This window comes from Inquilinus ginsengisoli (assembly GCF_031453975.1).
Classification (GTDB): Bacteria; Pseudomonadota; Alphaproteobacteria; order DSM-16000; family Inquilinaceae; genus Inquilinus; species Inquilinus ginsengisoli_A.
The window spans coordinates 321559-347794 of the sequence record NZ_JAVDPW010000006.1 but is presented as its reverse complement, the minus strand read 5'-3'; the positions used below and the strand labels follow the sequence as shown (position 1 = coordinate 347794).

Genomic DNA, 26236 nt, shown 5'->3' with positions numbered 1-26236 from the left:
TCATGCCACGGCTCGACCGTGGCATCCAGGGGCGGCCAGAGCGGCTCTTGGTGCCCCTGGATCCTCGGGATGACAGTAAGAGTGCGGGGCCTCAGAGACCCTGGTAGATCGGGAACCGGGCGCACAGCGCCTCGACCCGGGCGCGGACCGCCTTTTCGACCTTCGAATTGTCGTCCGGGTTCGCCGCCAGCCCGTCCAGCACCTCGACCGCCATCTCGCCGATCTGGCGGAACTCGGCCAGGCCGAAGCCGCGCGAGGTCGCCGCCGGGCTGCCCAGGCGCACGCCGGAGGTGATGGTCGGCTTCTCCGGGTCGAACGGCACGCCGTTCTTGTTGCAGGTCATGCCGGCATGCTCGAGGCTGGCCTCGGCGGCCTTGCCGGTCAGCTTCTTCGGCCGCAGGTCGACCAGCATCAGATGCGTGTCGGTGCCGCCCGAGACGATGTCGAGGCCGCCGGCGCGCACGGTCTCGGCCAGCAGCTTGGCGTTCTCGACCACCGCCTTGGCGTAGAGCTTGAACTCCGGCCGCAGCGCCTCGCCGAAGGCCACCGCCTTGGCGGCGATGACATGCATCAGCGGGCCGCCCTGCAGGCCGGGGAACACGGCCGAGTTGATCTTCTTGCCGATGTCGAGGTCGTTGGTCAGCACCATGCCGCCGCGCGGCCCGCGCAGGGTCTTGTGGGTGGTGGTGGTGACGATGTGGGCGTGCGGCAGCGGGCTGGGATGCACGCCGCCGGCGACCAGGCCGGCGAAATGCGCCATGTCGACCATGAGGTAGGCGCCGACCGAATCCGCGATCTGGCGGAAGCGCGGGAAGTCGAGCACCCGCGGATAGGCCGAGCCGCCGGCGACGATCAGCTTCGGCTTGTGCTCGGTGGCCAGGCGCTGCAGCTCGTCATAGTCGATCCGGGCGTCCTCGCGCCGGACGCCGTACTGCACCGCGTTGAACCACTTGCCCGACTGGTTCGGGGCGGCGCCATGGGTCAGGTGGCCGCCGGCGGCCAGCGACATGCCCAGGATGGTGTCGCCCGGCTGCAGCAGGGCGAAGAACACCGCCTGGTTGGCCTGGGCGCCGGAATGCGGCTGGACGTTGGCGAAGGCGCAGTCGAACAGCTTGCAGGCGCGCTCGATCGCCAGCGTCTCGGCGACGTCGACGAACTCGCAGCCGCCGTAGTAGCGGCGGTTGGGATAGCCCTCGGCATACTTGTTGGTCAGGACCGAGCCCTGGGCGTCGAGCACCGCGCGGGACACGATGTTCTCGCTGGCGATCAGCTCGATCTGCGACTGCTGGCGCTTCAGCTCGTCGCGGATGCTCTGCATCACCGCCGGGTCGGTGTCCGCCAGGCGGGCAGTGAACAGGGAGTCGCCCGTGGACGACTTGGCGGCGGTGTCGAGGGAGCTCATGGGCGGATCATCCTGGTCAGGCTGTGGGCACGTCGATCTTGGCGATGCGGTCACCGTGCCGTCCGCCGTCGTAAGCGGTGGACAGGAACACGGCAAGGCAGTCCTGGGCGGTCTCGAAGCCGATGATTCGGGCGCCGAGGGCCAGCACGTTCGCATCGTTGTGCTGGCGGGACAGCCGGGCGGTGGTGACGTCGTGGCAAAGCGCCGCGCGAACGCCGCGATGGCGGTTGGTCGCGATCGAAATGCCGATGCCGGTGCCGCAGACCACCAGGCCCCGCGTGGCCCGGCCGGTGCGGATGGCCACGGCGACGGCATGGCCGAAATCGGGATAGTCGACCCGATCGGGCCCGTTGGTGCCGAGGTCCAGCACGGTCAGGCCGTGGGCCTCGATCACCGGCTTGAGCTGGTCCTTGAGGGTATAGCCGGCGTGATCGGCGGCGATGGCGACAGTGTTCGTGGCGTCGGTCATTGGATTTTCTGGTCGGATCGGGATGCAGGCGACCTTCGCATATTTTGCGTTGGAGGGTGAGCCGGAACATGGCTCAATCTTAGACCTTGCAACCCCCGGCAAATTCGCATTGCAGCCTAGGGTTGTAGAATAGATCTTATTTTCGCATTCACGTTGACATACGCGATATCAGATGCGACCTCGTTGTCGCTGTTGACGACACAAAGAAAAGGAATTGAACAATGGAGGACGCGGCAAACACGGACGGGCACAACAACCACGAACTGGTGCAGATGACTGCCCAAATCGTGACGTCCTATATTTCGCGCAACGCGGTTCCCAGCGACCAGCTCGGCGCCGTGATCCATGCGATCCACGATGCGCTGCGGAGCGTGGGCACTGCGCCGATGGCGGCGGCGGTGCCGGCCCTGGCGAAGCCGGCGGTGCCGGTGAAGCGGTCGATCCAGCCGGACTACATCGTCTGCCTGGAGGACGGCAAGAAACTGAAGATGCTGAAGCGGCACCTGCGGACGACTTACGGCCTGTCGCCCGAGGATTACCGCACCAAATGGGGCCTGCCGCCGGACTACCCGATGGTGGCGCCGAACTATGCGGAACAGCGCTCCGCCTTCGCCAAGAAGATCGGCCTGGGGCGGGCGCGCACCGGGTCGGCCAAGACCAAGCGCGGCTGATCGACTCCGGCCGGGATCCGGGGGGAAGCGGCACAAAGCTGGCGGCCCCCCGGCCCCTGTGCTCATATGCGGCTCCGATTTTCTGATAGTTCGGAGTACGTCATGACTGCCTCCTCCGCTGCGGCCGCGCCCGAAAAGCCGGCGTATGGCGCCGGCCGCGCCGCCTTCCAATGGGAGGATCCGCTCCTTCTCGAAGAGCTTCTGACCGAAGAGGAGCGCATGGTGCGCGACGCGGCGCGCGCCTATTGCCAGGACAAGCTGCAGCCGCGCGTGCTCGAGGCCAACCGGCACGAGATCTTCCACCGCGAGATCATGACCGAGATGGGCGAGCTCGGCTTCCTCGGCTCGACCATCGACGGCTATGGCTGCGCCGGCGTGAACTCGATCTGCTACGGACTGATCGCGCGCGAGGTCGAGCGCGTCGACAGCGGCTACCGGTCGGCCATGTCGGTGCAGTCCAGCCTGGTGATGCACCCGATCTGGGCCTACGGCACCGAGGAGCAGCGCCAGAAGTACCTGCCGCGCCTGGCCACCGGCGAGATCGTCGGCTGCTTCGGGCTGACCGAGCCCGACGCCGGGTCCGATCCGGGGTCGATGAAGACCCGGGCGCGCACCGTGGCCGGCGGCTACAGCCTGTCCGGCGCCAAGATGTGGATCACCAATTCGCCGATCGCCGACGTCTTCGTGGTCTGGGCCAAGGATGATTCGGGCGAGATCCGTGGCTTCGTGCTCGAGCGCGGCATGAAGGGCCTGTCCTCGCCCAAGATCGAGGGCAAGTTCTCGCTGCGCGCCTCGACCACCGGCGAGATCGTGATGGACGAGGTCTTCGTCCCGACCGAGAACCTGCTGCCCAACGTCAAGGGGCTGAAGGGCCCGTTCGGCTGCCTCAACAACGCCCGCTACGGCATCGCCTGGGGCGCCATCGGCGCGGCCGAGTTCTGCTGGCACACCGCCCGGCAGTACACGCTGGACCGCAAGATGTTCGGCAAGCCGCTGGCCGGCACCCAGCTGATCCAGAAGAAGCTCGCCGACATGCAGACCGAGATCACCCTCGGCCTGATCGCGGTGCACCGGCTGGGCGAGCTGAAGGACCAGGGCAAGGCGGCGCCGGAGGCGATCAGCCTGATGAAGCGCAACAACTGCGGCAAGTCGCTCGACATCGCCCGGACGGCGCGCGACATGCTCGGCGGCAACGGCATCGCCGATGAGTTCAACGTCATCCGCCATGTGATGAACCTGGAGGCGGTCAACACCTATGAGGGCACGCATGACGTGCACGCCCTGATCCTGGGCCGGGCCCAGACCGGAATCGCGGCCTTCTGAGGCTTGAGACCCGCTGGAAACGAAAAAGGCGCGCCTGACCGGCGCGCCTTTTTCTTGTCTTGACGGATGTGGTTCAGGCGGCGCTGGTGACCGGCTGGTCCGAGGCATAGGCGAGGTTGCCCGACCAGAAGCCTTCGAGCCGCCGCAGCGTGGCGTTCAGAGTCTCGACGTCGCCGCCGCGCAGCCCCGTATTATCAAGCGCATCCGCCTGGCGGCCGAACATGGCCTCCAGCTTGGTCCGCAGCGCCTGGCCCTTGCTGGTCAGCCGCACCCGGGTGGAGCGCCGGTCGTGTTGCGACCGCTCCTGCGCCAAATAACCGTTCTCGACCATCTTCTTGACGTTGTACGAGACATTCGACCCGAGATAGTAGCCGCGGGCCGTCAGTTCGCCGATGGTCAGCTCATCCATGCCGATATTATACAGAATCAGACTTTGGACGTTGTTGATGTCTTGGACGCCAAAGCGGTCCAGCTCCACCTTTACCACATCCAGAAAGCAGCGATGGAGCCGCTCTATCAGCGCAGTCATGCGGTAATAGGGATGATGCATTCAGACCTCCGACCTACTGGCGTCTTGTACTATCTAGATCGCCGTTCCACCACTCTTAAAGCCACTTTAGACAAAATCATCCAGAACGAAAGCCTAGAGAGTTCGACCCTGTTTCACTGCAATTTGCAACGCATTCGGGCCGAATTCGCGGCAGATCGGTGCATCCGGTTGTGTCAAAGAACATTTTTGACCCGCCGAGATCAAGTTATCAACCCTTCCCTTGCAAGGATCGTTTCCTGTGCCGGAACGATCGCGCACGCCAAGCCGTCGCACCAGGTTGTTTCCGGCCGGGGCCTCGGCCTAGAGTGCGCGCCACTGCATGGTAGCCTTTGAGTGCCGCGATGTCCCGCCTGCCCTTCCCCGGTGCCTTCCCGACGACGCGGCCCCGCCGCCTGCGCAGCGACGGCTGGATCCGCGAACTGGTGGCGGAGACCCGGCTGGGGCCCGGCGACCTGATCTGGCCGATCTTCGTGGTCGAAGGCGACCAGCGGCAGCCGGTCGAATCGCTGCCGGGGGTCGACCGCCTGGATCTCGCCAGCGCCGTCGAGGCCTGCCGCCGCGCCCGCGACCTGGGCATCCCCGCCGTGGCGATCTTCCCGATGATCGACCGCGCCCTGCGCAGCGAGGACGGGGCCGAGGCCTGCCGCGAGGGCAACCTGGTCTGCCGCGCCACCGCCGCGATCAAGGCCGCGGTGCCGGATCTCGGCATCATGGTCGACGTCGCACTCGATCCTTTCACCAGCCACGGCCATGACGGCGTGCTGCGCGACGGCCGCGTGCTGAACGACGAGACCGTCGAGATCCTGGTCCGCCAGGCGCTGGTCCAGGCCGCGGCCGGGGCCGACATCGTCGCGCCGTCGGACATGATGGACGGCCGCATCGGCGCCGTCCGCGCGGCGCTGGACGGCACCGGGCGCCAGGACGTCAAGATCATGGCCTATTCGGCGAAGTACGCCTCGGCCTTCTACGGCCCGTTCCGCGACGCGGTCGGGTCCACCGGCGTTCTGGTCGGCGACAAGAAGACCTACCAGATGGATTCGGCCAACAGCGACGAGGCGCTGCGCGAGGTCGAGCTCGACCTGCGCGAGGGCGCCGACATGGTGATGGTCAAGCCGGGGCTGCCCTATCTCGACATCATCCGCCGGGTGCGCGACGGCTTCGGCGTGCCGACCTTCGCCTACCAGGTCAGCGGCGAATACGCGATGCTGCGGGCCGCGGCGCAGAACGGCTGGCTGGACTATCCCAAGGCGCTGCTCGAGGTGCTGACCGCCTTCAAGCGCGCCGGCGCCGCCGGCGTCTTGACCTATGGCGCGGTCGACGCCGCCCAGCTGATCGGCTGAGCCGCTAGGCGGCCAGCCAGTCCCGGATCGGCGCGATCTGCTCCGGCGCCATCAGCGCCGGGGCGTGGCCGCAGCCTTCGACGGTCAGCAGCGTGGTGTCCGGCCGCGCCGCCATGCGCGCGGCGGTCTCCGCCGTTAGCAGGTCGGACTCGGCGCCGCGGACCACCAGGATGGGACAGCGGATCTGGCCCCACAGCGCCCAGAGATCGACATCCGACAGCGCGCCGGTGAAGGCCGCGGCGATGCCGGGATCATAGGCCAGGCCCAGCGTCCCATCCGGCCGGGGCCAGGCGCTGTGCCGCGCCAGATGGGCCCATTGGCCGTCGCTCAGCGGGCCGAAGGGGGCGTGGACCCGGCGCAGATGCGCCTCCAGCGCCGCCAGGTCGGCGAACACCGGGTCGAGCCCGACATAGCTGCCGATCCGCTCCAGCGCCGCCTTGGGAATGAAGGGCCCGACATCGTTCAGCACCAGCCGCCGGATCGGCGTGTTGGGCTGGGCCGCCAGCATCATGCCGATCAGCCCGCCCATCGAGGTGCCGACCCAGTCGACCACGGGCGCGTCGAGCCGGGCGATCAGCGCCGCGGCGTCGCCGAGATATTGCGGGTAGCCGTAGAGCGCCGGGTTGGCCAGCCGGTCGCTGCGGCCGCGGCCGGCGACGTCGGGGCACACCACCCGCCGCCCAACCCCCGCCAGTTCGGCGGCGAGCGCGTCGAAGTCCCGGCCGTTGCGGGTCAGGCCATGGACGCACAGCACCGGCGGCCGCGTCCGGTCCGTGCCCCATTCGACATAGGCCAGGCGATGGAAGCCGCCGATGCCGAGCCCGAGGTAACGCTGCTCGACCGGGTTCATCTCAGGAGACTCCATCAGGCGGCCCGGGCGCTGACGGGGCGCAGGGCGTCGTCGGCCACGGCGACGAAGCGGCGCGCCTCGAAGCCGTTGAAGCGGGTCTGCAGCACGTTGGAATAGGCGCCGATCTGGCCGAACTCGATCCAGTCGCCCTCGCGCACATCCTCCGGCAGCGACGACCCGCCGGGCAGGCTGTCGTAGCTGTCGCAGGTGGGACCGAACAGGGAAAAGGTCGCCATCCTGCGTCCGGCTCCGCCGGGACGCAGCAGGCGGACGGGGTAGACCGTGCCGAACAGCTTCATGTCGGCCAAGCTGCCATAGGCGCCGTCGTTGAGATAGAGGCGATGGCCGCGGCGGAACTCGACCTTCACCACCAGCGAGCAGGCTTCGGCCACCAGCGCCCGGCCGGGCTCGCAGAACAGCGCGCGCCCGGGGTCAGCCGGCAGCCGGGCGGCCCCGGCCTGGATCGCGGCGACATAGGCGGCCAGCGGCGGCGGCTCGGTGCCGACATAGGCGGTGGGAAAGCCGCCGCCGACATCGATCACCGGGACCGGCACCGCGGCCTCGGCCAGGATGCCGCCGCAGATCGCCAGCGCGCTCTCATAGGCGCCCGGATCCAGGCATTGCGAGCCGACATGGAAGGTCAGGCCGGCCCGGTTGCCGCTGGCGGCGATGCGGCGCAGCAGCCCCGGCGCGGCCGCCGCCTCCGCCCCGAACTTGCCGGTGAGGTCGCAGACCGAATCGAAGCGCGGCATGTCCACCCGCAGCACCAGGGTCAGGTCGCGGGCCTCCCCGGTCACGGCCAGGATCTTGGCCAGCTCCTCCTCATGGTCGAGGGCGAAGGTGCGGATGCCGAAGCGGTGATAGGCCAGGGTCACCGCCTGCCGGTTCTTGACCGGATGCATGTAGTGCGACCGCGCGCCCGGCAGCGCAGCCGCGGCCTCGATCTCGCTCAGTGATGCCACGTCGAAATCGGTCAGGCCGCCGGCCTGCAGCCCGGCCAGGACCTCGGGGTGGTCGTTGCATTTGACCGCGTACATCACCGTGCCCGGGAAGGCCTGCACGAACTGCGCCGCAGCGTCCTTCAGGACCTTGGGGCGCAGGCAGTAGACCGGCTCCTCGGGGCGAAGCGCGGTGACCATCGCGAGGGCGTCGGCGAAGACTTCCATGGACCTCTTTCCACCGGGCGACGGCCGAGCACCGCATCGGACTCATGATCTAGGCAGCCCCGGCGGATTGCCCAGCCCGGACGGAGCTTCGCCCAGAATTTCATCAAAATTAAGTCCGGCCGATGCGACACCGCCTGCCTCGCCCGGCGCCGGAAAGCCCCCTATAACGGCCCTGGGCGCAGCCGATACCGCGCTGCGTGGAGAGGCTGTCGATGAAATGGGTCCGTCGCGGCGCGGTGGCGCTGGCCTGTCTTCTTCTGTTGCTCGCGGGGCTCGTCGGCGGCGGGTTCTGGTGGCTGCGCACCGGGGTGCCGGCCGAATCGGGCACCATCGCGCTCGACGGCCTGTCCGCCCCGGTCCGGGTCTACCGCGATGCCCACGGCATCCCGACCATCTTCGCCCAGACCGACGGCGACGCCTATTTCGCCCTCGGCTACCTGCACGCCCAGGACCGGCTGTGGCAGATGGAACTGCAGCGCCGGATCGGCGCCGGGCGCCTATCCGAGGTGGTCGGCCCGGCGACGCTGAAGCTCGACCGGCTGATGCGCACCCTCGGCCTCTACCGCCTCGCCGAGGCCGATGTCGCCAGCCTGTCGCCCGAGACCCAGGCCGCCTTCGGCCGCTACGCCGCCGGGGTCAACGCCTGGATCGACGGCCATGACGGCGCCCTGCCGCCGCAATTCTACCTGCTGCGCACCCGGCCCGCGCCCTGGCGCCCGGCCGACACGCTGGTCTGGAGCAAGCTGATGGCGCTGCAGCTCTCCGGCAACTATGTCGACGAGATCCAGCGCACCCGCATGATCGAGCGGCTGGGGCCGGAGCGCACCGCCACCCTGTTCCCCGACCTCGGCGCCCTGACGCCCACCACCCTCGCCGCCCTCGACCAGGCCGTGCCGATGCTGGCCGGGCTGGCCGCGGCGCTGCCGCCGCCGCTGGGCCCCCGCACCGCCTCCAACGAATGGGTGGTCGGCCCCGGCCGCACCGGCACCGGCGCCCCGATCCTGGCCAACGACCCCCATCTGGGGCTGAGCGCCCCGATCCTGTGGTACCTCGCCCGGATCGAGACCCCGACCCTGTCGGTGGCCGGCGCCACCGTCGCCGGGGTGCCGCTGACCATCCTCGGCCAGAACCGCCACATCGCCTGGGGCTTCACCACCACCGGCGCCGACGTCCAGGACCTGTTCCTCGAGACCGTCGATCCCAAGGACCCGGCCCGCTACCTCACCCCCAACGGCAGCGCCGCCTTCGACATCCGGACCGAGACCATCGCCGTCTCCGGCGGCGATCCGGTGACGATGACCATCCGCAGCACCCGGCACGGGCCGGTGCTGTCGGACCTCGACCCCGACATGGACAAGCTGGCCGGCAGCGGCAAGGTCGCCGCCCTGGCCTTCACCGCGCTGGCGCCCGGCGACACCTCGGCGCAGGCGCTGTACGGCCTGAACCGGGCCGGCAACTGGCAGGACTTCCTGGCCACGATGCGGTTCTGGCGTGCCCCGATCCAGAATGTGGTCTATGCCGATGACGGCGGCAACATCGGCTTCCTGACCCCCGGCGCGATCCCGGTCCGCCGCTCCGGCAAGGGCGAGTTGCCCGGCGACGGCGCCTCCGGCGCCCAGGACTGGACCGGCACCATCCCGTTCGAAGACCTGCCCCAGGCGCTGAACCCGCCGGCCGGCTTCGTCGCCAACGCCAACAACACCGTGGTCGGGCCGGACTACCCCCACTACATCGGCTCGGGCTACGACGAACCCTACCGCGCCCGCCGCATCGTCGAGATGCTGGGCGCGGACGGGCCGGTCACGGTCGACCGCTCCCGGGCGATGCAGGCCGACACGCTGACCCTGGAGGCCCAGGACCTGCTGCCGCTGATGACCGGGATCGAGCCGGTGAACGGCCGCATGGCGGCGGCGCTGGCCCGGCTGCGCGGCTGGGACATGCACATGGACCGGAGCAAGCCGGAGCCGCTCTTGTACATGGAATGGCTGCGCCGCTTCGCCCACGCCGTGTTCGACCTGCCGCTCGGCCCGCTCGCCCAGGACTATTTCGGGCTGCACCCGACGGTGCTGAAGACCATCCTGACCCGCGACCCGTCCTGGTGCGGCGACGCCGCGGCGTCCCCTCCCCCGGCGGATTGCCAGGCGCTGCTGCAGCGCACCCTGGGCGAGGCGCTGGACGCCCTGACCAAGCGCCACGGCGCCGACATCGCCGCCTGGCGTTGGGGTGACGAGCATGTCGCGCCCCTGGCCGACCAGGTGCTGTCGCGCGTGCCGGTGGTCGGCGGCCTGATCTCGCTGGCAACGCCGACGGATGGCGGCCCCTATACCCTCAACCGCGGCGCCACCACCATCGACGATCCCGTCACCCCCTACGCCCACACCCACGGCGCCGGCTACCGCGCCGTCTACGACCTCGCCGACCGCGCGCGGTCGCGTTTCATGATCGCCACCGGCCAGTCCGGCAACCCGCTGTCGCCACATTGGGGGGACCTGGTCGCGGATTGGCGAGACGGACGCAGCTTGACGTTGTCCGGTAACGAGGCTGATCTCGCTGCCGCGGGGGAATCACTCACCACCCTGCAGCCGCCCCCCTGAGGCTTCAGACCAGGACCATCGGAGTCCGCCATGCTGCCGGTCACCATCGACGACATCCACGCCGCCGCCGCCGCGCTCGAGGGCCAGGTCGCGCGCACCCCGACCATCGCGGCGCCGCAGCTGTCCGGCATCCTGGGCTGCGAGATCTTCCTGAAGCTGGAGACGCTGCAGCGCACCGGGTCGTTCAAGGACCGCGGCGCCTACAACAAGCTGCGGTCGCTCGGCAAGGCGGAGCGCAAGCGCGGCGTCGTCGCCATGTCGGCCGGCAACCATGCCCAGGGCGTGGCCTACCACGCCACCCGCCTGGGCATCCCCTCCACCATCGTCATGCCGACCTTCACCCCCTTCACCAAGGTGGCGAAGACCGAGGGCTATGGCGCGCGCGTGGTGCTGGTCGGCCAGACCCTGGACGACAGCATGGGGCATGCCCGCAAGCTGGTGGACGAGGAGGGGCTGACCCTGATCCACCCCTATGACGACCCCCACATCGTCGCCGGCCAGGGCACCGCCGGGCTGGAGATGCTGGCCGACGTGCCCGATCTCGACGACATCGTGGTGCCGATCGGCGGCGGCGGGCTGATCTCCGGCATCGCCATCGCCGCCCGGTCGATCCGGCCGTCGGTGCGCATCACCGGGGTCGAGGCCGCGCTCTACGCCTCGATGAGCGACGCCGTCGCCGGCCGCACCGGCATCTACGGCGGCGCCACCATCGCCGAGGGCATCGCGGTCAAGAGCCCGGGCGTGCTGACCCGCCAGATCATCGCCGAGCTGGTCGACGACATCGTCACGGTCGAGGAGACGGTGCTGGAGCACGGCGTGCACATGCTGCTGACCCAGCAGAAGCTGGTGGCCGAGGGCGCCGGGGCGGCCGGCATCGCCGGCATCCTGGCCAACCCAGAGCGCTTTGCCGGGCGGCGGGTCGGCGTGGTGGTCTGCGGCGGCAACATCGATCCGCGCATCCTGGCCTCGATCCTGATGCGCGGCCTGGTGCGCAACGGCCAGATCGCGCGGCTGCGCATCGAGATCGAGGATTCCCCCGGCGTGCTCAGCCGCATCGCCGGCATCATCGGCGCGATCGGCGGCAACATCATCGAGACCTACCACCAGCGCCTGTTCTTCCAGATCCCGGTGAAGCGGGCCGACATCGACGTGGTGGTCGAGACCCGCGACCGCGCCCATGTCGAGGTCATCATCGCCAAGCTGACGGCGGAGGGCTATCCGGCCAAGCTGCTGGGCGACGTCGGGGCCTAGCCCGCATTTGTCATCGGCCGCGGCTAGCGCCGGCCGGATTCATCGCGCGGCTCCGAGTCGCTTGCTGCCGGTCCCGCACTGTGATCCAGTATGGGTCTATGAGGTTGGTGCCTCGACCCAGGAGCCTTTGATGTCCGTCATCGACGGCACGCTCGGTCGTCTGCAGCATTTCTACCGGTCAGGCCCGCTGCCCTGCCCCTATATCGCCGGCCGTGTCGAACGCAAGCTGTTCACCCGTCTCAACGGCGGCGACGCGCGTGCGCTCAACACCACCCTGTCCCAGGCCGGGTTCCGGCGCAGCCACGACATCGTCTACCGGCCGGTCTGTCCCGGCTGCCGCGCCTGCGTCCCGGTGCGCATCCCGGTGGCGCGCTTCGTGCCCGGCCGCAGCATGCGCCGGGCCTGGGCCGCCAATCTCGACCTCGGCCGCCGCTCGGCCCTGCCGGTCGGCACCGACGAGCAGTTCGCGCTGTTCCTGCGCTACCAGCGGCACCGCCACGGCGACAGCGACATGGCGCGGATGTCGCGGGCCGATTACGGCAGCATGATCGAGGAGGGCAGCGGCAGCGCCGCCCTGATCGAGTTCCGCGACGCCAAGGGCGAGCTGCGGGCCGCGGCGCTGGTCGACGTGCTGGAGGACGGGCTGTCGGCGGTCTACAGCTTCTACGACCCCGACGTGCCGCAGCGCAGCCTGGGCACCTACGTCATCCTGGCGCTGGTGGAGGAGGCCCGGCTGCGCGGCCTCGACCATGTCTATCTCGGCTACTGGATCGAGCAGAGCCAGAAGATGGCCTACAAGGCCCGCTTCCAGCCGCTGGAATCCCTGACCGACAACGGCTGGATGCCGCTCGAGATCGAAGGCTGAGCCGTTCACCGATATCCGCCTCCCCCGGCGAAGCCCCCCTTTCCCGGGCGCGGCCGCGCTTTGCGGTCGATCGAAGGTTGGTCTCGTCCCCGAAAGCTGATATTTCGCGATAGCGAATTCGGAGACGATTGAACCGATCCAATCTGCAGTGCCGAAGCAGAACAAGGAAACAGGGGGAACCATGGGGGCTTTGCTGGGTGCCAGCCGCGTCATCGACGCTGTCAACGGCTGGATCGGACGATCGGTGTCCTGGCTCGTCCTCGTCGCCGTGCTGGTGAGCACCGGCAACGCCATCCTGCGCAAATCCTTCTCGATCAGCTCCAACGCCTGGCTGGAGCTGCAATGGTACCTCTTCTCCGCCGTGTTCCTGCTGGCCGCCGGCTACACGCTGCTGAAGGGCGAGCACGTCAAGGTCGACATCCTCTACGCCCGCTGGCCGCGTCGCGCCCAGCTCTGGATCGAGGTGTTCGGCACCGTCGTCTTCCTGCTGCCCTTCTGCATCATCACCATCCTGCTGTCCTGGCCGGTGATGGTCGACAAATACGTCAGCGGCGAAATCTCCGGCAACGCCAACGGCCTGATTCTCTGGCCGGTCTGGGCCCTGATCCCGGCCGGCTTCCTGCTGCTGGGGCTGCAGGGCCTATCGGAACTCGTCAAGCGGATCGCCATCCTGTCGGGCCGGATCCCCGACATCGTCGAAGCGCACGGCCACGAAGCCGACCCCCTTTGAGCCGGCCACCCGAATCTGAAGGTCCGTCCGCATGACGCAGTTCCTGATCGAGAACATGGCGCCGATCATGTTCGCCTCGCTGGTGATCGTGCTGCTGCTCGGTTACCCCGTGGCCTTCTCCCTCGCCGCGGTCGGCTTCGGCTACGGCCTGCTCGGCATCGAACTGGGCCTGCTGCCGGTCAGCCTGTTCGGGGCGATCCCGGACCGGTTCTTCGGCCAGATGTCGAACGAGACGCTGCTGGCCGTCCCCTTCTTCACCTTCATGGGACTGATCCTCGAACGCAGCGGCATGGCGGAGGACCTGCTCGACACCATCGGCCAGCTGTTCGGTCCGGTGCGCGGCGGCCTGGCCTATGCCGTGATCTTCGTCGGCGCCCTGCTGGCCGCCACCACCGGCGTGGTCGCCGCCTCGGTGATCTCGATGGGGCTGATCTCGCTGCCGATCATGATGCGCTACGGCTACGACCGGTCGCTGGCCGCCGGCGTCATCGCCGCCTCCGGCACGCTGGCGCAGATCATCCCGCCCAGCCTGGTCCTGATCATCATGGCCGACCAGCTCGGCCGCTCGGTCGGCGACATGTACGAAGGTGCGGTGCTGCCCGGGCTGATCCTGACCGGTCTCTACACCCTGTATGTCCTGCTGATGACGTTCATCCGGCCGAAGACCGCCCCCGCCCTGCCGCTGGAGGCGCGATCGCTGCGGGGCTTGGCCCTTGCGGCCAAGGTGGTGACCTCCCTGGTGCCGCCGCTGGTGCTGATTTTCCTGGTGCTCGGCACCATCTTCCTCGGCATCGCCACGCCGACCGAGGGCGGCGCCATGGGTGCGGCCGGATCGCTGATCCTGGCCGCGATCAACCGGCGGCTCAACCTGACCATGGTCAAGCAGGCGCTGGACACTACCACCAAGCTCACCGCCTTCGTCATCTTCATCCTGCTCGGCGCCCGCGTCTTCTCGCTGACCTTCTACGGCGTCAACGGCCATGTCTGGGTCGAGCACCTGCTGACCTCGGTGCCAGGCGGCGTCATCGGCTTCCTGGTCATCGCCAACATCATCGTCTTCGTGCTGGCCTTCTTCCTCGACTATTTCGAGCTGGCCTTCATCATCGTGCCGCTGCTGGCGCCGGTGGCGAGCAGCCTTGGAATCGACCTGGTCTGGTTCGGCGTGCTGCTGGCGGTCAACATGCAGACGTCCTTCATGCACCCGCCCTTCGGCTTCTCGCTGTTCTACCTGCGCTCGGTGGCACCGACCCGGGCTTACCGGGACAAGATCACCGGAAGGACGATCGCGCCGGTGACCACCGGGCAGATCTATCTCGGCGCGATCCCCTTCGTCCTGATCCAGATCGTGATGGTCGCGATCGTGATCGGCTTCCCCGGGTTGGTGACCCACTACAAATCGGGCCGGATCGATGTCGATCCGAACAGCATCAACATCAACGTGCCGATGCCCGGGGCCGGCGACAGCAACCCGTTCGGCGCCCCGGCGACGCCCGATTTCGGCACGCCGCCGCCCCCGGATTTCGGCGCCCCCGCCCCTGGCAGCCAACCGCCCGCCCCGGCGGCGCAGCCCGGCGATCCCCTGCCCGCGCCCAGCTTCAAGTGAGCAAAGAAAAGGGCCGGCCCCCGAAAGAGGACCGGCCCGGTCGGTTCAGGGCAGCCCGCTACTTGCCGGCGGCCTGCTGGGCGTAGACGTAGCTGTCATAGGTGTATTCCGCGACCCGGAACCACTGATAGGCCTCGGTGCGGAACTGCTTCCACGGCTCGTAGATCGCCTTCCAGTTGGCGTTCGAGGCCGAAAGCTCGTCGTAGAGCTTGAACGATTCGACATAGGCGGCGTCGAGCACGTCGCGGGGCAGCGGCTTCAACTGCACGCCCTTGCCGACCAGGCTGCGGATCGCCGTGATGTTCTTCACGTCGTACAGCGCCAGCATGTTGAAGTTGGCGATCTCGGTGGCCACGGCCAGCGCCTTCTTGTAGGCGTCGGGCAACGCCTCGTGCTTCTCCTTGTTGAACAGGAAATGCACGGTCGGGCCGCCTTCCCAGAAGGCGGGGTAGTAGTAGAACTTGGCGACCTGGTAGAAGCCCAGCTTCTCGTCGTCATAGGGCCCGACCCATTCGGTCGCGTCGATCGTGCCCCGCTCCAGCGCCGGGTAGATGTCGCCGCCGGCGATCTGCTGCGGCACCACGCCGATGCGCTCGACCACCTTGCCGGCCAGGCCGGCGATGCGCATCTTCAGGCCCTTGAGGTCGGCCAGCGACTTGACCTCGTTGCGGAACCAGCCGCCCATCTGGGTGCCGGTGTTGCCGCCGGGGAAGCCGACCACGCCGTAATTGGCGAAGAAGGTGTTCAGCAGGTCGTTGCCGCCGCCATGGTACAGCCAGGCGTTCTGCTGGCGGGCGTTCAGGCCGAACGGGATCGACGAGCCGATGGCGAAGGTCGGGTCCTTGCCGACATAGTAGTAGGCGACGGTGTGGGCCGCCTCGACCGTGCCGTTCTGCGCCGCGTCCAGGGCCTGCAGGCCCGGCACCAGCTCACCCGACGGGAACACCTGGATCTGGAACTTGCCGTCGGTCAGGTCCGACAGCGTCTTCGACATGACTTCGGCGCCGCCATAGATGGTGTCGAGCGATTTGGGGAAGCTGGAGGCCAGGCGCCACTTGATCTCGGGCCGCTCCTGCGCGATCGCCGGCGCTGCCAACGGCACGGCCGCCAGGCCGACGCCCGCGGTCGCGATGAAATTCCGCCGCTTCATGTCTCGGATTCTCCCCCTGTTTCGCAACGATTGACCGTGGATCGGTGATTCGCCGCGACGTTTGGTTCGCGCCGCGGCGTCGATCTCATCTAATGAAACTCAGGCGCGTGACGCAACGGCGCTTCTGCGCCGCCGCGCCTTTTGCGCTCAGGCCCCGCGCCGGCGGGCGATCCCGCCCAGGGTTGCCAGGAGCATCCCGGCCAGCGCGCCCTTCAGGATCGCCGCAGGGATGAAGGGCATGAAGCCGTTGGCGATCGCCGCCGCCGGGCCGATCAGCATCGCCAGCCAGGCCACGCCGGTGACGAAGGGCACCAGCGTGGCCAGGGTCAGCGCCGCGGCCATGCCGAGCAGCCCGCGGGTCCAGCCGCGCTCCACCGCCAAGCCCATCAGGGCGGCCGAGAGCACGAAGCCGACGAGATAGCCGCCGGTCGGCCCCGCCACATAGGCCGGGCCGGCGAGGACGCCGGCGAAGACCGGCAGCCCAGCCAGGCCTTCGGCCAGATAGGCCAGCATGGTGAGCCCGCCGAGGCGCCAGCCATAGGCGCCGCCGAGCAGCAGCACGACGCCGGTCTGCATGGTCATCGGCACCGGCACGAACGGCACCTGGATCTTGGCCGACAGCGCCATCAGGGCCGACCCCAGCAGCACCAGCACGACGGCGCGGACCCGGCCGGCATCACTGCTCTCGGCGCGCCAGACGGACAGCATCAGGGGAAGGGTGCGGGTGGTCATGTCGGGGCTCCGGCTGTCTTGTCTGTCTGAATTCTACGCATCCTCGCTCCAACGATTGTCATGCCACGGCTCGACCGTGGCATCCAGGGGCGGCCAGAGCGGCTCTCGACGGCCCCTGGATTGCCCGGTCAAGCCGGGCAATGACAGGCGGGAGGGGTCGGTCAGTGGTCACGAAAACTTGTTGGTCTGCGGGAAGCCGCGCGGCGGCAGGTTGCCGCTGCGGCCGCGGGCGGTGATCGGGATCTCCGGCTCGGTCCGGGTGCGGCCGCCGCCCATCTGCCAGCTCAGCCCATCCTCGCGCTTGAACAGGGTCAGGTCCGACAGCGCGGCGCCATGGTACTTCTGCAGCGTCACGCCCTTGCCGCGCCCCATCTCCGGCAGCTCGGACAGCGGGAAGCACAGCAGGCGCCGGTTGGTGCCGACCACCGCGACGGTGTCGCCGGTGACCGGCCGGCAGACCGCGGCCTTGGCGCCGTCGTTCAGGTTCAGCACCTGCTTGCCGGCCCGGGTCTGGGCGATCACGTCGCTTTCCGGCACCACGAAGCCGCGGCCGTCGGTCGACGCCACCACCAGCTTGCGGCCCGGCACATGGGCCAGCAGCGCGATGATGTCGGTGTCGTTGCCGAGATCGACCATCATGCGCACCGGCTCGCCGAAGCCGCGGCCGCGCGGCAGCTTGTCGGCCGCCAGGGTGTGGAAGCGGCCGTCGCTGCCGAACAGCAGGATCTTGTCGGTGGTCTCGGCCTGCAGCACGAAGCCTTCGCCGTCGCCGTCCTTGTACTTGATCTCGGCCAGTTCCAGGCCGTGGCCGCGCAGCGCCCGGATCCAGCCCTTGTCCGACAGGAACACGGTCAGCGGCTCGCGCTCGATCTGCGGCTCCAGCGAGACCACCACGGCCGAGGGCGGGTCGCCGATCCTGGTGCGGCGGCGGCCGAGCTCGGTGTCCGGGCCGAAGCGCTTCTTGATCAGCGCGATCTCGGCGCCGATCGCCTTCCAGCGCTTGCCCTCGTCCGCCAGCAGCGCCTCGGCGGCGTCGCGCTCGGCCGACAGCCCGTCGAACTCGCGCCGGATCTCCATCTCCTCGAGCTTGCGCAGGGACCGCAGCCGCATGTCGAGGATGGCATCGGCCTGGACCTCGGTCAGCTTGAAATGCGCCATCAGCGCCGATCGCGGCTCATCCTCCTCGCGGATGATGCGGATCACCTCGTCGAGATCGAGGAAGACGATCAGGTAGCCGCCGAGGATCTCCAGCCGCCGCTCGATCTTGCCGAGGCGGTAGCGGGTCCGCCGCTCCAGCACCTCGTAGCGGTGGTCGAGGAAGCCCTGGCAGACATCCTTCAGCCCCATCACCCGCGGGACGTTGGTGGCGTCCAGCACGTTCATGTTCAGGCTGAAGCGGGTTTCCAGCTCGGTCAGCCGGAACAGCTGCTCCATCAGCATGTCAGCTTCGACGTTGCGGCTCTTCGGCACCAGGATGATGCGGACATCCTCGGCCGATTCGTCGCGCACATCCTCCAGCGTCGACAGCTTCTTCGCGGTGACGATGTCGGCCAGCTTCTCGATCAGCCGCGACTTCTGCACCTGGTACGGGATCTCGGTGACCACGATCTGGAACAGGCCGAGCGGCAGCTTCTCGATCTCCCAGCGCGCCCGGACGCGGAAGGCGCCGCGGCCGGTGGCGTAGGCCTCGCGGATCGCGGCGGCGGATTCGACCAGCTCGCCGCCCGTCGGGAAGTCCGGCCCGGCCACCACGGTCAGCAGGTCGTCGACCGTGGCAGCGGGGCGCTTGATCAGCAGCTGCAGTGCGTCGCAGATCTCGCCGACATTGTGCGGTGGGATCGAGGTCGCCATGCCGACCGCGATGCCCTGGCTGCCATTGGCCAGCAGGTTGGGGAAGGCGGCGGGCAGCACCACCGGCTCCCGCCCCTCGCCGTCATAGGTCTCGCGGAAATCGACCGCGTCCTCGTCGATGCCCTCCAGCAGCGCCTCGGCCACGGCGGTCAGCCTAGCCTCGGTGTACCGCATCGCCGCGGCGTTATCGCCGTCGATATTGCCGAAATTGCCCTGGCCGTCGACCAGCGGATAGCGCTGGGCGAAATCCTGCGCCATGCGCACCAGCGCGTCGTAGATCGAACTGTCGCCATGCGGGTGGTATTGGCCGATGACGTCGCCGACCACGCGGGCCGATTTCTTCGGCGGCGTGGTCGAGGCCAGGCGCAGCTGGCGCATGGCGTAGAGCAGCCGGCGATGTACCGGCTTCAGCCCGTCGCGCAGGTCCGGCAGCGACCGCGACGTGATCGTCGACAGCGCGTAGTTGAGATAGCGGGTGCCGAGCGCTTCGTGCAGCGGCACCGGCTGGATGGTTTCGGCCGAAGGGTCTTTGGAGGGCGTGCTGGTCATGACCCCGTCAGTCTAGCCGATCGCAGCGGCCGATCGAAGCGCAGTTCGGCGGTACGCCTCGACAAATCGCGTCCGCGCCTCGGGCTGGGGCTTGCCGGCCTGGGCGAACAGGTGGCGCTCGACGAAATGCCCGGCCAGGGCCAGCCCCTCGACCACGGATTTCGGCGTCGCCGGCTCGCGCCCGGTCAGGAATCCGGGCAGCGGCAGCAGGCGGTCGCGGTAGGGCGCGGCGGCGGAGAGCGAGACCGCCCTGCCCGTCCGCGGGCTGATGAAGGCGAGATGGTCGTTGTCGCCGGTCACGGCGCAGCGCGAGACGTCGAGGCCGAAGCCCAGCGCGCCGAGCAGCCCGATCTCCCACTGGACATAGGCGGCATCCCAATGCGGCGTCGGCAGGGTCTCCAGGAAGGCCAGGGTGCCGTCGAACACGCCCGGCAGCGGCTGGCGCTCGGCCAGGGCGGTGTCGAGCACGGCGCAGGCCGAGACCAGGGCCAAGAGCCGCAGCGGCTCGTCCATGATCGCCGCGGCCGGGGTGCGGTCGACCTCCAGCGTGAAGGTGCCGAGATGGTCGGCCAGCCGGCCGCGCCACTGCGCCGCCACCAGCGTGCCCGGCGGCAGCCCGGCCCGGCGGCGCTGGCCGTGGATGATGCCGAGATGGCGGCCGTGCTCGCGGGTCAGCAGCCCGGTGATCAGCGCCGTCTCGCCATGCGGGCGGACGGTCAGGACGATGCCGTCGTCGCGCCAGTCCACGTCATGCCCTGTCTGCGGTCATTCCGCCTGTATAGCACGAAACGAGAACGAAGGGCAGTTCTCGTCCCAGGACCATTCGGGGCTGCGCCGCCACTCTATTGTCATCCTCGGGCTTGACCCGAGGATCCAGGGGCCATCGAGAGCGGCTCAGCGTGGCCCCTGGATTGCGCCCCTAGGAATTGATCCGAGGGCAAGCCGGGCAATGACAAAGGAAGAATAGCCCAAATCCAGACCACGCCACCTCACGCATCAAAGTCGAGGCCCCAGGTGCTGTAGCGGGCGGGATCGTCGAGCCAGTTCTCGCGCACCTTGACGAACAGCGAGAGGTGCACCCGCTGCTCGGTGATCTCCTCCAGCTCCAGCCGGGCGGCGGTGCCGATGGCCTTGATCATCTGGCCGCCATGGCCGAGCACGATCGCCTTCTGGCCCGGGCGCTGGACGTAGATCACCTGGGCGATGCGGACGCTGCCGTCGGCCTGCTCCTCCCAATCCTCGGTCTCGACCGCGACCGCGTAGGGGAGCTCCTGCTGCAGGCGGATGAACAGCTTCTCGCGGGTGATCTCGGCGGCCAGCAGCCGCATCGGCATGTCGGAGACCTGGTCTTCGGGGAACAGCCAGGGCCCCTCCGGCAGGCGCTCGGCCAGGGAGGTGCGGAGATCCTGGACGCCGTCGCCGGTCAGGGCCGAGATCATGAAGGTGTCGGTGAAGACGCCCGAGGCGTTGAGCTCCGCGGCCAGGGCCAGCAGGATCTCGCGCCGCACCGCGTCGATCTTGTTCAGGATCAGGATCGCCTGGCGCTTGGTCTGGGCCAGCTTCTCGATGATGCCGCGGGTCTCCTCGCGCACGCCTTTCTTCGAGGCGTCGACCAGCAGCAGCACCAGGTCGCCCTCGGCGGCGCCGGCCCAGGCGGCCGCGACCATGGCGCGGTCGAGGCGGCGCTTCGGCTTGAAGATGCCGGGGGTGTCGACGAAGATGACCTGGGCCTGGCCCTCGGTCAGGATGCCGAGCACCCGGCTGCGCGTGGTCTGCACCTTGGGCGAGACGATCGCCACCTTGGTGCCGACCAGGGTGTTGAGCAGGGTCGATTTCCCGGCATTCGGGGCGCCGATCAGGGCGACGAAGCCGCAGCGCGTCGCTTCGGTCATGAGGAGAGCCTTTGCAGTAGGGCGGCGGCCGCGTCGCGCTCCGCCACCCGTTTCGATGATCCGCTGGCGCTGGCCGCGGGCTGGCCTTCGATTTCGACCCTGATCTCGAAGACCGGCTGGTGGTCGGTGCCGCCGCGCGCCACCTCGACATAACGCGGCAGCTTCAGGCCGCGGGCAAGCGCCCATTGCTGCAGCGCCGATTTGGGGTCCTGCGGCGGCTGGGCGTGGCGGCCGATGAAGCCGTCCCAGGCGCCGCGGATGAAGCCGGCCGCGGCCGCCAGCCCGCCGTCGCGGTACAGCGCGCCGATCACGGCCTCACAGGCATCGGCCAGGATGGTCGGGTTCTCGCGGCCGACCACGTCTTCGCCCGGCGACAGGGTCAGGTGGCGGCCGAGGCCGATCGCCTGTGCGACCTCGAACAGCGCCTCGCGCCGCACCAGGGCGACGTGGCGCTTGGCGATGCCGCCCTCGTCCTCCTTCGGGAACCGCTCCAGCAGCCACTCCGCGATGACCAGGCCCAGCACCCGGTCGCCGAGGAACTCCAGCCGCTCGTAGCCGTGGCGCGCCAGGCGCCGCTTGTGACCGCTGACGCTGGGATGGGTCAGCGCCTCGGCCAGCAGCAGCGGATCGCGGAAGACGTGGCCGAGGCGCCCGGCGAGCGCGTCGAGATCAGCGCCCTCCTGCGTCGTTTCGGGCGTCTCGGCGATCGTCAGTGGATCCCCGTGAACATGCGGCTGAAGCGGAGTGCGAACGGCCATTTCCAGACCTGCCAGAAGCTGGCGTCGTCGAGGCTGAACCAGAGGATCTCGGCGCGACCGACGAAATTCTCCACCGGAACGTAGCCGACGATGCCGCGGCTGTCGTCGCTGTTGTCGCGGTTGTCGCCCATCATGAAATAGTGGTCGGCCGGCACGACGTATTCCGGGGTGTTGTCGGACGGGCCGTTGTCGTACTTCTCGAGGATCTTGTGCTCGACCGGCGCGCCGCCATTGGTTCCGGGCAACGTCTCGATGTACTGGTGCAGGACTTCGCGCTGGCCGTACTGGTTGGTCGACGCGTAGGGCTCGATCTCGCGGCGGTCGGTCAGCTGGCCGTTGATGTAGAGGCGCCCGCCGGTGACCTGGATGTGGTCGCCCGGCAGCCCGATCACGCGCTTGACGAAGTCGACCGAGGTGTCCCGCGGCAGGCGGAACACGGCGACGTCGCCGCGCTGGGGCGGGCTGCCCAGGATGCGGCCGTCGAACAGCGGCAGGCCGAAGGCGATGGTCTGGGCGCTGTAGCCGTAGGAGAACTTCGAGACGAAGAGGTAGTCGCCGACCAGCAGGGTCGGGATCATCGAGCCGGAGGGGATATTGAACGGCTCGAAGGCGACCGTGCGGATGCCGAAGGCAATCGCGATGGCATAGACCACGGTCAGGATGGTTTCGAGCCATCCGCCGCTTTTCTTCTTCGACATCTCGATCGTCTTTTGGTTCTGGGTCATGGCGCCCTTGTATGGTCCGGCGACAGGGGGAAATCAATCGCGCACCCGCGGCGACGGGGTCGCAGCCCGTGCGCGATGGGGGGCTCAGCGGCTGCGCGCACGATCGACCGCGCTGATCACCGGCATGGCGCGCAGCGCCGCGATGATGTTGGTGAGGTGCTTGACGTCCTTGACGTCGATGTCGATCAGGATCTCGAAGAAGTCGACCGAGCGGCTGGTGATCTTGAGGTTGGTGATGTTGCCGCCGTTCTTGCCGATCACGGTGGTCAGCGTGCCCAGGCTGCCCGGCTCGTTGCTGATCGTCACCTGGATCCGGCCGACATGGTCGTCCGCCGCATCCGCGCCGGCGTCCCAGCTGACGTCGAGCCAGCGCTCCGGCGCGTTGTAGAAGCTTTCCAGCGTGTCGCAGTCGATGGTGTGGATGGTCACGCCCTTGCCGGTGGTGACGATGCCGACGATGCGGTCGCCCGGGATCGGGTGGCAGCAGCGGGCGTAGTGCACCGCCAGGTTCGGGATCAGGCCGCGGATCGGGATGGCGCCGTTGCCGCCCGGGGCGGTCTTGCGCGCCCGGTTCAGCGGCACGACCTTGCCCGACTTCTCCTTCTCCTGCTGCACCAGGGCGCGGTGGCCGGGGAAGACGGCGTTGAACACGTCGCGGGTGCCCAGCACGCCGGCGCCGACATTGGCCAGGATGTCGTCGACCTGGCCCGCCTTGAAGATCTTCAGGACGCCTTCCAGCGCCTTGTCGGAGAAGTCGTAGCCCTCCTGCCGGAACACGCCCTGCAGCATCGAGCGGCCGAGCTTGGCGTGCTCGTCATGCTGCTGGGCGCGGATGAAGCGCCGGATGCAGGCCCGCGCCTTGCCGGTGGCGACGAAGCGTTCCCATTCCGGCGACGGCGTCGAGGTCTTCGAGGTGATGATCTCGACCTGGTCGCCGTTCTGCAGCAGGTGGCGCAGCGTCACCATCCGCCCGTTGACCCGGGCGCCGACGCAGGTGTCGCCGATCTGGCTGTGCACGGCATAGGCGAAGTCGACCGGCGTCGCCCCCTGCGGCAGCGCGATCACGGCGCCCTTGGGCGTGAAGCAGAACACCTGGTCCTGGAACAGCGCCAGCTTGGTGTGCTCGAGGAACTCCTCGGGCTTCTGCGCCTGGTCGACGATGTCGAGCAGGTCGCGCAGCCAGCGGTACTGGGTGCCGTCCTGGTTGCGCTCGTCCTGCTTGTAGGCCCAGTGCGCGGCGACGCCGAGCTCCGCGATCTCCTGCATGTCGCGGGTGCGGATCTGGACCTCGATGCGCTGGCGCATCGGGCCGATCACCGCGGTGTGCAGCGAGCGGTAGCCGTTCGGCTTCGGCGTCGAGATGTAGTCCTTGAAGCGGCCGGGCAGCGAGGCGTAGCGGCTGTGGATCAGGCCCAGCGCGTGGTAGCAGTCGCCCTCGGTCTCGACCACGATGCGGAACGCCATGATGTCGGCCAGCTGCTCGAACGCCATGTTCTTGCGCTGCATCTTGCGCCAGATCGAATAGGGGCGCTTCTCGCGGCCGACCACCGTCGCCTTCAGCCCGCCCTCCTCCAGCCCCTGCCGCAGTTCGGCCAGCACCTTGGAGACGACGTCCTGCCCCTCCTCGCGCAGCTGGGCCAGGCGGCGGACGATGCTCTCGCGCGCATCGGCGTGGAGCTGGGCGAAGGCCAGGTCCTCCAGCTCCTCCTGCATGCCGTGCATGCCGATGCGCTCGGCCAGCGGGGCGTAGATCTCCAGCGTCTCGCGGGCGATACGGCGGCGCTTCTCGGCATCGGCGAAGGCGCCAAGGGTGCGCATGTTGTGCAGCCGGTCGGCCAGCTTGACCAGCAGCACGCGGATGTCCTTCGACATCGCCAGCACCAGCTTGCGGAAATTCTCCGCCTGCTTCGACTGGTCGCTCTGCAGTTCCAGCTTGGACAGCTTGGTGACGCCGTCGACCAGCTGCGCCGTCTCGCGGCCGAACAGGGATTCGAGTTCGGTCAGGGTCGCGCCGGTGTCTTCCACCGTGTCGTGCAGCAGGCCGGTGACGATCGACCCGGTGTCGAGCTTCATGCCGGCCAGGATGCCGGCGACCTCGATCGGGTGCACGAAGTAAGGGTCGCCCGAGGCCCGCTTCTGCGAGCCATGCGCCTTCATCGAATAGACGTAGGCGCGGTTGATCAGGTCCTCGTCGGCCGAGGGATCGTAGGCTTTGACACGCTCGACCAGCTCGTATTGGCGGATCATGCCACGCCCCGCCACCGATCCATGCACGACACTCCCGGGCGGGCGGATTGCCCCCGTCCGGCTAAAGTGAACCACAATCCCCTGCGTTGTGGATCAAATTCGACCGGCGCCCGCACAGCGGGCGTCCGGCCTGATCCGTCATGCCGCATCCGACGATCTCCCGACAGGCGGTCTGACACCATGCCGGGCCGTTCCGCTCTATCAGATGTCGTCGTCGGTGGAGCCGATTTCCAGGTCGCCGCGACCGTCCTCGTCGGTTTCCTCGGCCTCGGTCTCGTCCTCGGCGACCTCGATGCCGAAGGTCGACTCCTCGTCCGAGCCCACGCCCGCCACCGGCTGCTGCGGGGCGACGCCGGCCTGGAGCCACTCCTCCTCGCCGGCCATCAGCTCGATGATCTCCTCATCGGCCTCGTCGATCTCCGCCAGCTTCTGGTGGCCCTTGACCAGGGCCTCGCTCAGGCTCTCCAGCGGCACGGTCTCGTCGGCGATCTCGCGCAGCGCCACGACCGGGTTCTTGTCGTCGTCGCGGTCGAGGGTCAGGGCGGCGCCGGAGGTGATGTCGCGGGCCCGCTGGGCCGCCATCAGCACCAGATCGAACCGGTTCGGGATCTTGAGGACGCAATCCTCGACGGTGACGCGTGCCATGGGCTAGCCGCTCCTAACGCGAAAAACTGTCACAACGATAGAATCGTGACACGATGGATGCAACGCAAGGGCCACATCTTTGTTATACCGAAGGGCGGACGACGTAGCGCAGATGCGACGGATGCGCAAGCCTTGTCGCAAACCGTTGACCGCTCCTTGCAAAGTCGGTAGCGAACCCAAATCTGTCGTCTGTCCCCTGCCCGAAGGAACGAACATGATATTCTATAAGGAAGAACGTCTCGCTATATTCATCGATGGCGCCAACCTCTATGGCGCCGCCCGCTCCCTGGGTTTCGATATCGATTATCGGCGGCTGCTGGACCTCTTCGCCAAGAAGGGTCGCCTGATCCGGGCCTTCTACTATACGACTTTGATCGAGGATCAGGAATATTCTCCGATCCGCCCGCTGATCGACTGGCTGGATTACAACGGCTACAGCATGGTGACCAAGCCGTTGCGGGAGTACACGGACAGCCAGGGCCGACGCCGCGTCAAGGGCAATGTCGACATCGATCTCGCGATCGACGCGCTGGAGATGGCAGACCGCGCCGACCACATCCTGCTGTTCTCCGGCGACGGGGATTTCAAGCGGTTGGTCGAGGCGATCCAGCGCAAGGGGGTGCGCGTCACCGTGGTCTCGACCATCAAGTCGAGCCCGCCGATGGTGTCGGACGAGCTGCGCCGCCAGGCCGACAATTTCGTCGAGCTGGCGGAGCTGTCGCCCCACATCCAGCGGATGAACGCGCCGAACCGGACCGTGGCCGCACCGGCGACCGCGCCCGAGACTGAAGACGGCGATGGCGACGAGGCGACGCCCCAGGCCAGCGCCTACGCCCGTACGGCCTGATCGAGGCGGCCGGCTTCCCAGGAAGC

The 26236-nt window shown here is 68.5% G+C and carries 23 protein-coding genes; 9 read left to right on the top strand and 14 right to left on the bottom strand.

Going from position 1 to position 26236, the window contains the following annotated elements; translation table 11 throughout:
• Nucleotides 1-91: 91 nt before the first annotated feature.
• A complete protein-coding gene (gene glyA, locus E9232_RS18645) occupies nt 92-1402 on the bottom strand; it encodes a serine hydroxymethyltransferase (RefSeq protein WP_309796243.1) in 1311 nt (436 codons plus the stop codon).
• A 16-nt stretch (nt 1403-1418) separates the two neighbouring features.
• Nucleotides 1419-1871, bottom strand: a complete 453-nt coding sequence (rpiB, locus tag E9232_RS18640; RefSeq protein WP_309796241.1) for a ribose 5-phosphate isomerase B — start codon at nt 1869-1871, stop codon at nt 1419-1421.
• 272 nt (nt 1872-2143) lie between these two features.
• Between rpiB and E9232_RS18635 the strand changes: the two genes are divergently transcribed.
• Both E9232_RS18635 and E9232_RS18630 read left to right on the top strand, forming a co-directional pair.
• Nucleotides 2144-2542 (top strand): Ros/MucR family transcriptional regulator, encoded by a 399-nt coding sequence (locus E9232_RS18635; protein ID WP_309796239.1) that lies wholly within the window; start codon nt 2144-2146, stop codon nt 2540-2542.
• A 102-nt stretch (nt 2543-2644) separates the two neighbouring features.
• On the top strand, nt 2645-3865 hold the full coding sequence (locus E9232_RS18630; protein WP_309796238.1) for an acyl-CoA dehydrogenase: 1221 nt from the start codon (nt 2645-2647) through the stop codon (nt 3863-3865).
• 73 nt (nt 3866-3938) lie between these two features.
• Here E9232_RS18630 and E9232_RS18625 read toward each other — a convergent pair whose 3' ends face one another.
• Nucleotides 3939-4415, bottom strand: a complete 477-nt coding sequence (locus E9232_RS18625) for a MarR family winged helix-turn-helix transcriptional regulator (RefSeq protein WP_309796236.1) — start codon at nt 4413-4415, stop codon at nt 3939-3941.
• Between the two features lie 341 nt (nt 4416-4756).
• Here E9232_RS18625 and hemB point away from each other — a divergent pair, with 341 nt between their 5' ends.
• A complete protein-coding gene (gene hemB / locus E9232_RS18620) occupies nt 4757-5755 on the top strand; it encodes a porphobilinogen synthase (protein ID WP_309796234.1) in 999 nt (332 codons plus the stop codon).
• Nucleotides 5756-5759: 4 nt separating this feature from the next.
• On the opposite strand, the gene E9232_RS18615 is transcribed toward hemB, so the two are convergent.
• Together E9232_RS18615 and E9232_RS18610 are read right to left on the bottom strand one after the other, a co-directional pair.
• Nucleotides 5760-6605 (bottom strand): alpha/beta fold hydrolase, encoded by an 846-nt coding sequence (locus tag E9232_RS18615; RefSeq protein ID WP_309796232.1) that lies wholly within the window; start codon nt 6603-6605, stop codon nt 5760-5762.
• 14 nt (nt 6606-6619) lie between these two features.
• A complete protein-coding gene (locus E9232_RS18610) occupies nt 6620-7771 on the bottom strand; it encodes a type III PLP-dependent enzyme (protein WP_309796230.1) in 1152 nt (383 codons plus the stop codon).
• 212 nt (nt 7772-7983) lie between these two features.
• Here E9232_RS18610 and E9232_RS18605 point away from each other — a divergent pair, with 212 nt between their 5' ends.
• From E9232_RS18605 to E9232_RS18585, 5 genes are all read left to right on the top strand, one after another.
• Nucleotides 7984-10365, top strand: a complete 2382-nt coding sequence (locus tag E9232_RS18605; RefSeq protein ID WP_309796228.1) for a penicillin acylase family protein — start codon at nt 7984-7986, stop codon at nt 10363-10365.
• A 30-nt stretch (nt 10366-10395) separates the two neighbouring features.
• Entirely contained in the window at nt 10396-11616 is a 1221-nt protein-coding gene (locus E9232_RS18600) for a threonine ammonia-lyase (protein WP_309796226.1), read from the top strand.
• A gap of 130 nt (nt 11617-11746) precedes the next feature.
• On the top strand, nt 11747-12481 hold the full coding sequence (locus tag E9232_RS18595; protein WP_309796224.1) for an arginyltransferase: 735 nt from the start codon (nt 11747-11749) through the stop codon (nt 12479-12481).
• A gap of 181 nt (nt 12482-12662) precedes the next feature.
• Nucleotides 12663-13211, top strand: coding sequence for a TRAP transporter small permease subunit (locus E9232_RS18590; RefSeq protein WP_309796222.1), 549 nt, complete (start codon nt 12663-12665; stop codon nt 13209-13211).
• Between the two features lie 31 nt (nt 13212-13242).
• Nucleotides 13243-14814 (top strand): TRAP transporter large permease, encoded by a 1572-nt coding sequence (locus tag E9232_RS18585; RefSeq protein WP_309796221.1) that lies wholly within the window; start codon nt 13243-13245, stop codon nt 14812-14814.
• Nucleotides 14815-14872: 58 nt separating this feature from the next.
• On the opposite strand, the gene E9232_RS18580 is transcribed toward E9232_RS18585, so the two are convergent.
• From E9232_RS18580 to rpoZ, 9 genes are all read right to left on the bottom strand, one after another.
• On the bottom strand, nt 14873-15964 hold the full coding sequence (locus E9232_RS18580) for a TRAP transporter substrate-binding protein (RefSeq protein ID WP_309796219.1): 1092 nt from the start codon (nt 15962-15964) through the stop codon (nt 14873-14875).
• 147 nt (nt 15965-16111) lie between these two features.
• A complete protein-coding gene (locus E9232_RS18575) occupies nt 16112-16696 on the bottom strand; it encodes a biotin transporter BioY (RefSeq protein ID WP_309796217.1) in 585 nt (194 codons plus the stop codon).
• Nucleotides 16697-16864: 168 nt separating this feature from the next.
• Nucleotides 16865-19096, bottom strand: a complete 2232-nt coding sequence (gene parC, locus E9232_RS18570; protein ID WP_309796215.1) for a DNA topoisomerase IV subunit A — start codon at nt 19094-19096, stop codon at nt 16865-16867.
• 12 nt (nt 19097-19108) lie between these two features.
• A complete protein-coding gene (gene recO / locus E9232_RS18565) occupies nt 19109-19843 on the bottom strand; it encodes a DNA repair protein RecO (protein ID WP_309796213.1) in 735 nt (244 codons plus the stop codon).
• 242 nt (nt 19844-20085) lie between these two features.
• Nucleotides 20086-20988 carry a GTPase Era gene (gene era, locus E9232_RS18560; protein WP_309796212.1) on the bottom strand — a complete coding sequence of 301 codons (903 nt, stop codon included), beginning with the start codon at nt 20986-20988 and terminating at the stop codon, nt 20086-20088.
• Nucleotides 20985-21746, bottom strand: a complete 762-nt coding sequence (rnc, locus tag E9232_RS18555) for a ribonuclease III (RefSeq protein ID WP_309796210.1) — start codon at nt 21744-21746, stop codon at nt 20985-20987. The genes era and rnc overlap by 4 nt, the downstream gene beginning before the upstream one ends.
• Nucleotides 21698-22471 carry a signal peptidase I gene (lepB, locus tag E9232_RS18550; RefSeq protein ID WP_309796209.1) on the bottom strand — a complete coding sequence of 258 codons (774 nt, stop codon included), beginning with the start codon at nt 22469-22471 and terminating at the stop codon, nt 21698-21700. Before lepB ends, rnc begins: the two co-directional genes overlap by 49 nt.
• Before the next feature lie 84 nt (nt 22472-22555).
• Nucleotides 22556-24718, bottom strand: a complete 2163-nt coding sequence (locus E9232_RS18545) for a RelA/SpoT family protein (RefSeq protein ID WP_309796206.1) — start codon at nt 24716-24718, stop codon at nt 22556-22558.
• 201 nt (nt 24719-24919) lie between these two features.
• The gene (rpoZ, locus tag E9232_RS18540; RefSeq protein ID WP_309796204.1) at nt 24920-25363 is read right to left on the bottom strand and encodes a DNA-directed RNA polymerase subunit omega; all 444 of its coding nucleotides are present in this window, start codon (nt 25361-25363) and stop codon (nt 24920-24922) included.
• Nucleotides 25364-25577: 214 nt separating this feature from the next.
• Between rpoZ and E9232_RS18535 the strand changes: the two genes are divergently transcribed.
• Nucleotides 25578-26210 (top strand): LabA-like NYN domain-containing protein, encoded by a 633-nt coding sequence (locus tag E9232_RS18535; protein ID WP_309796203.1) that lies wholly within the window; start codon nt 25578-25580, stop codon nt 26208-26210.
• Nucleotides 26211-26236 lie beyond the last annotated feature (26 nt).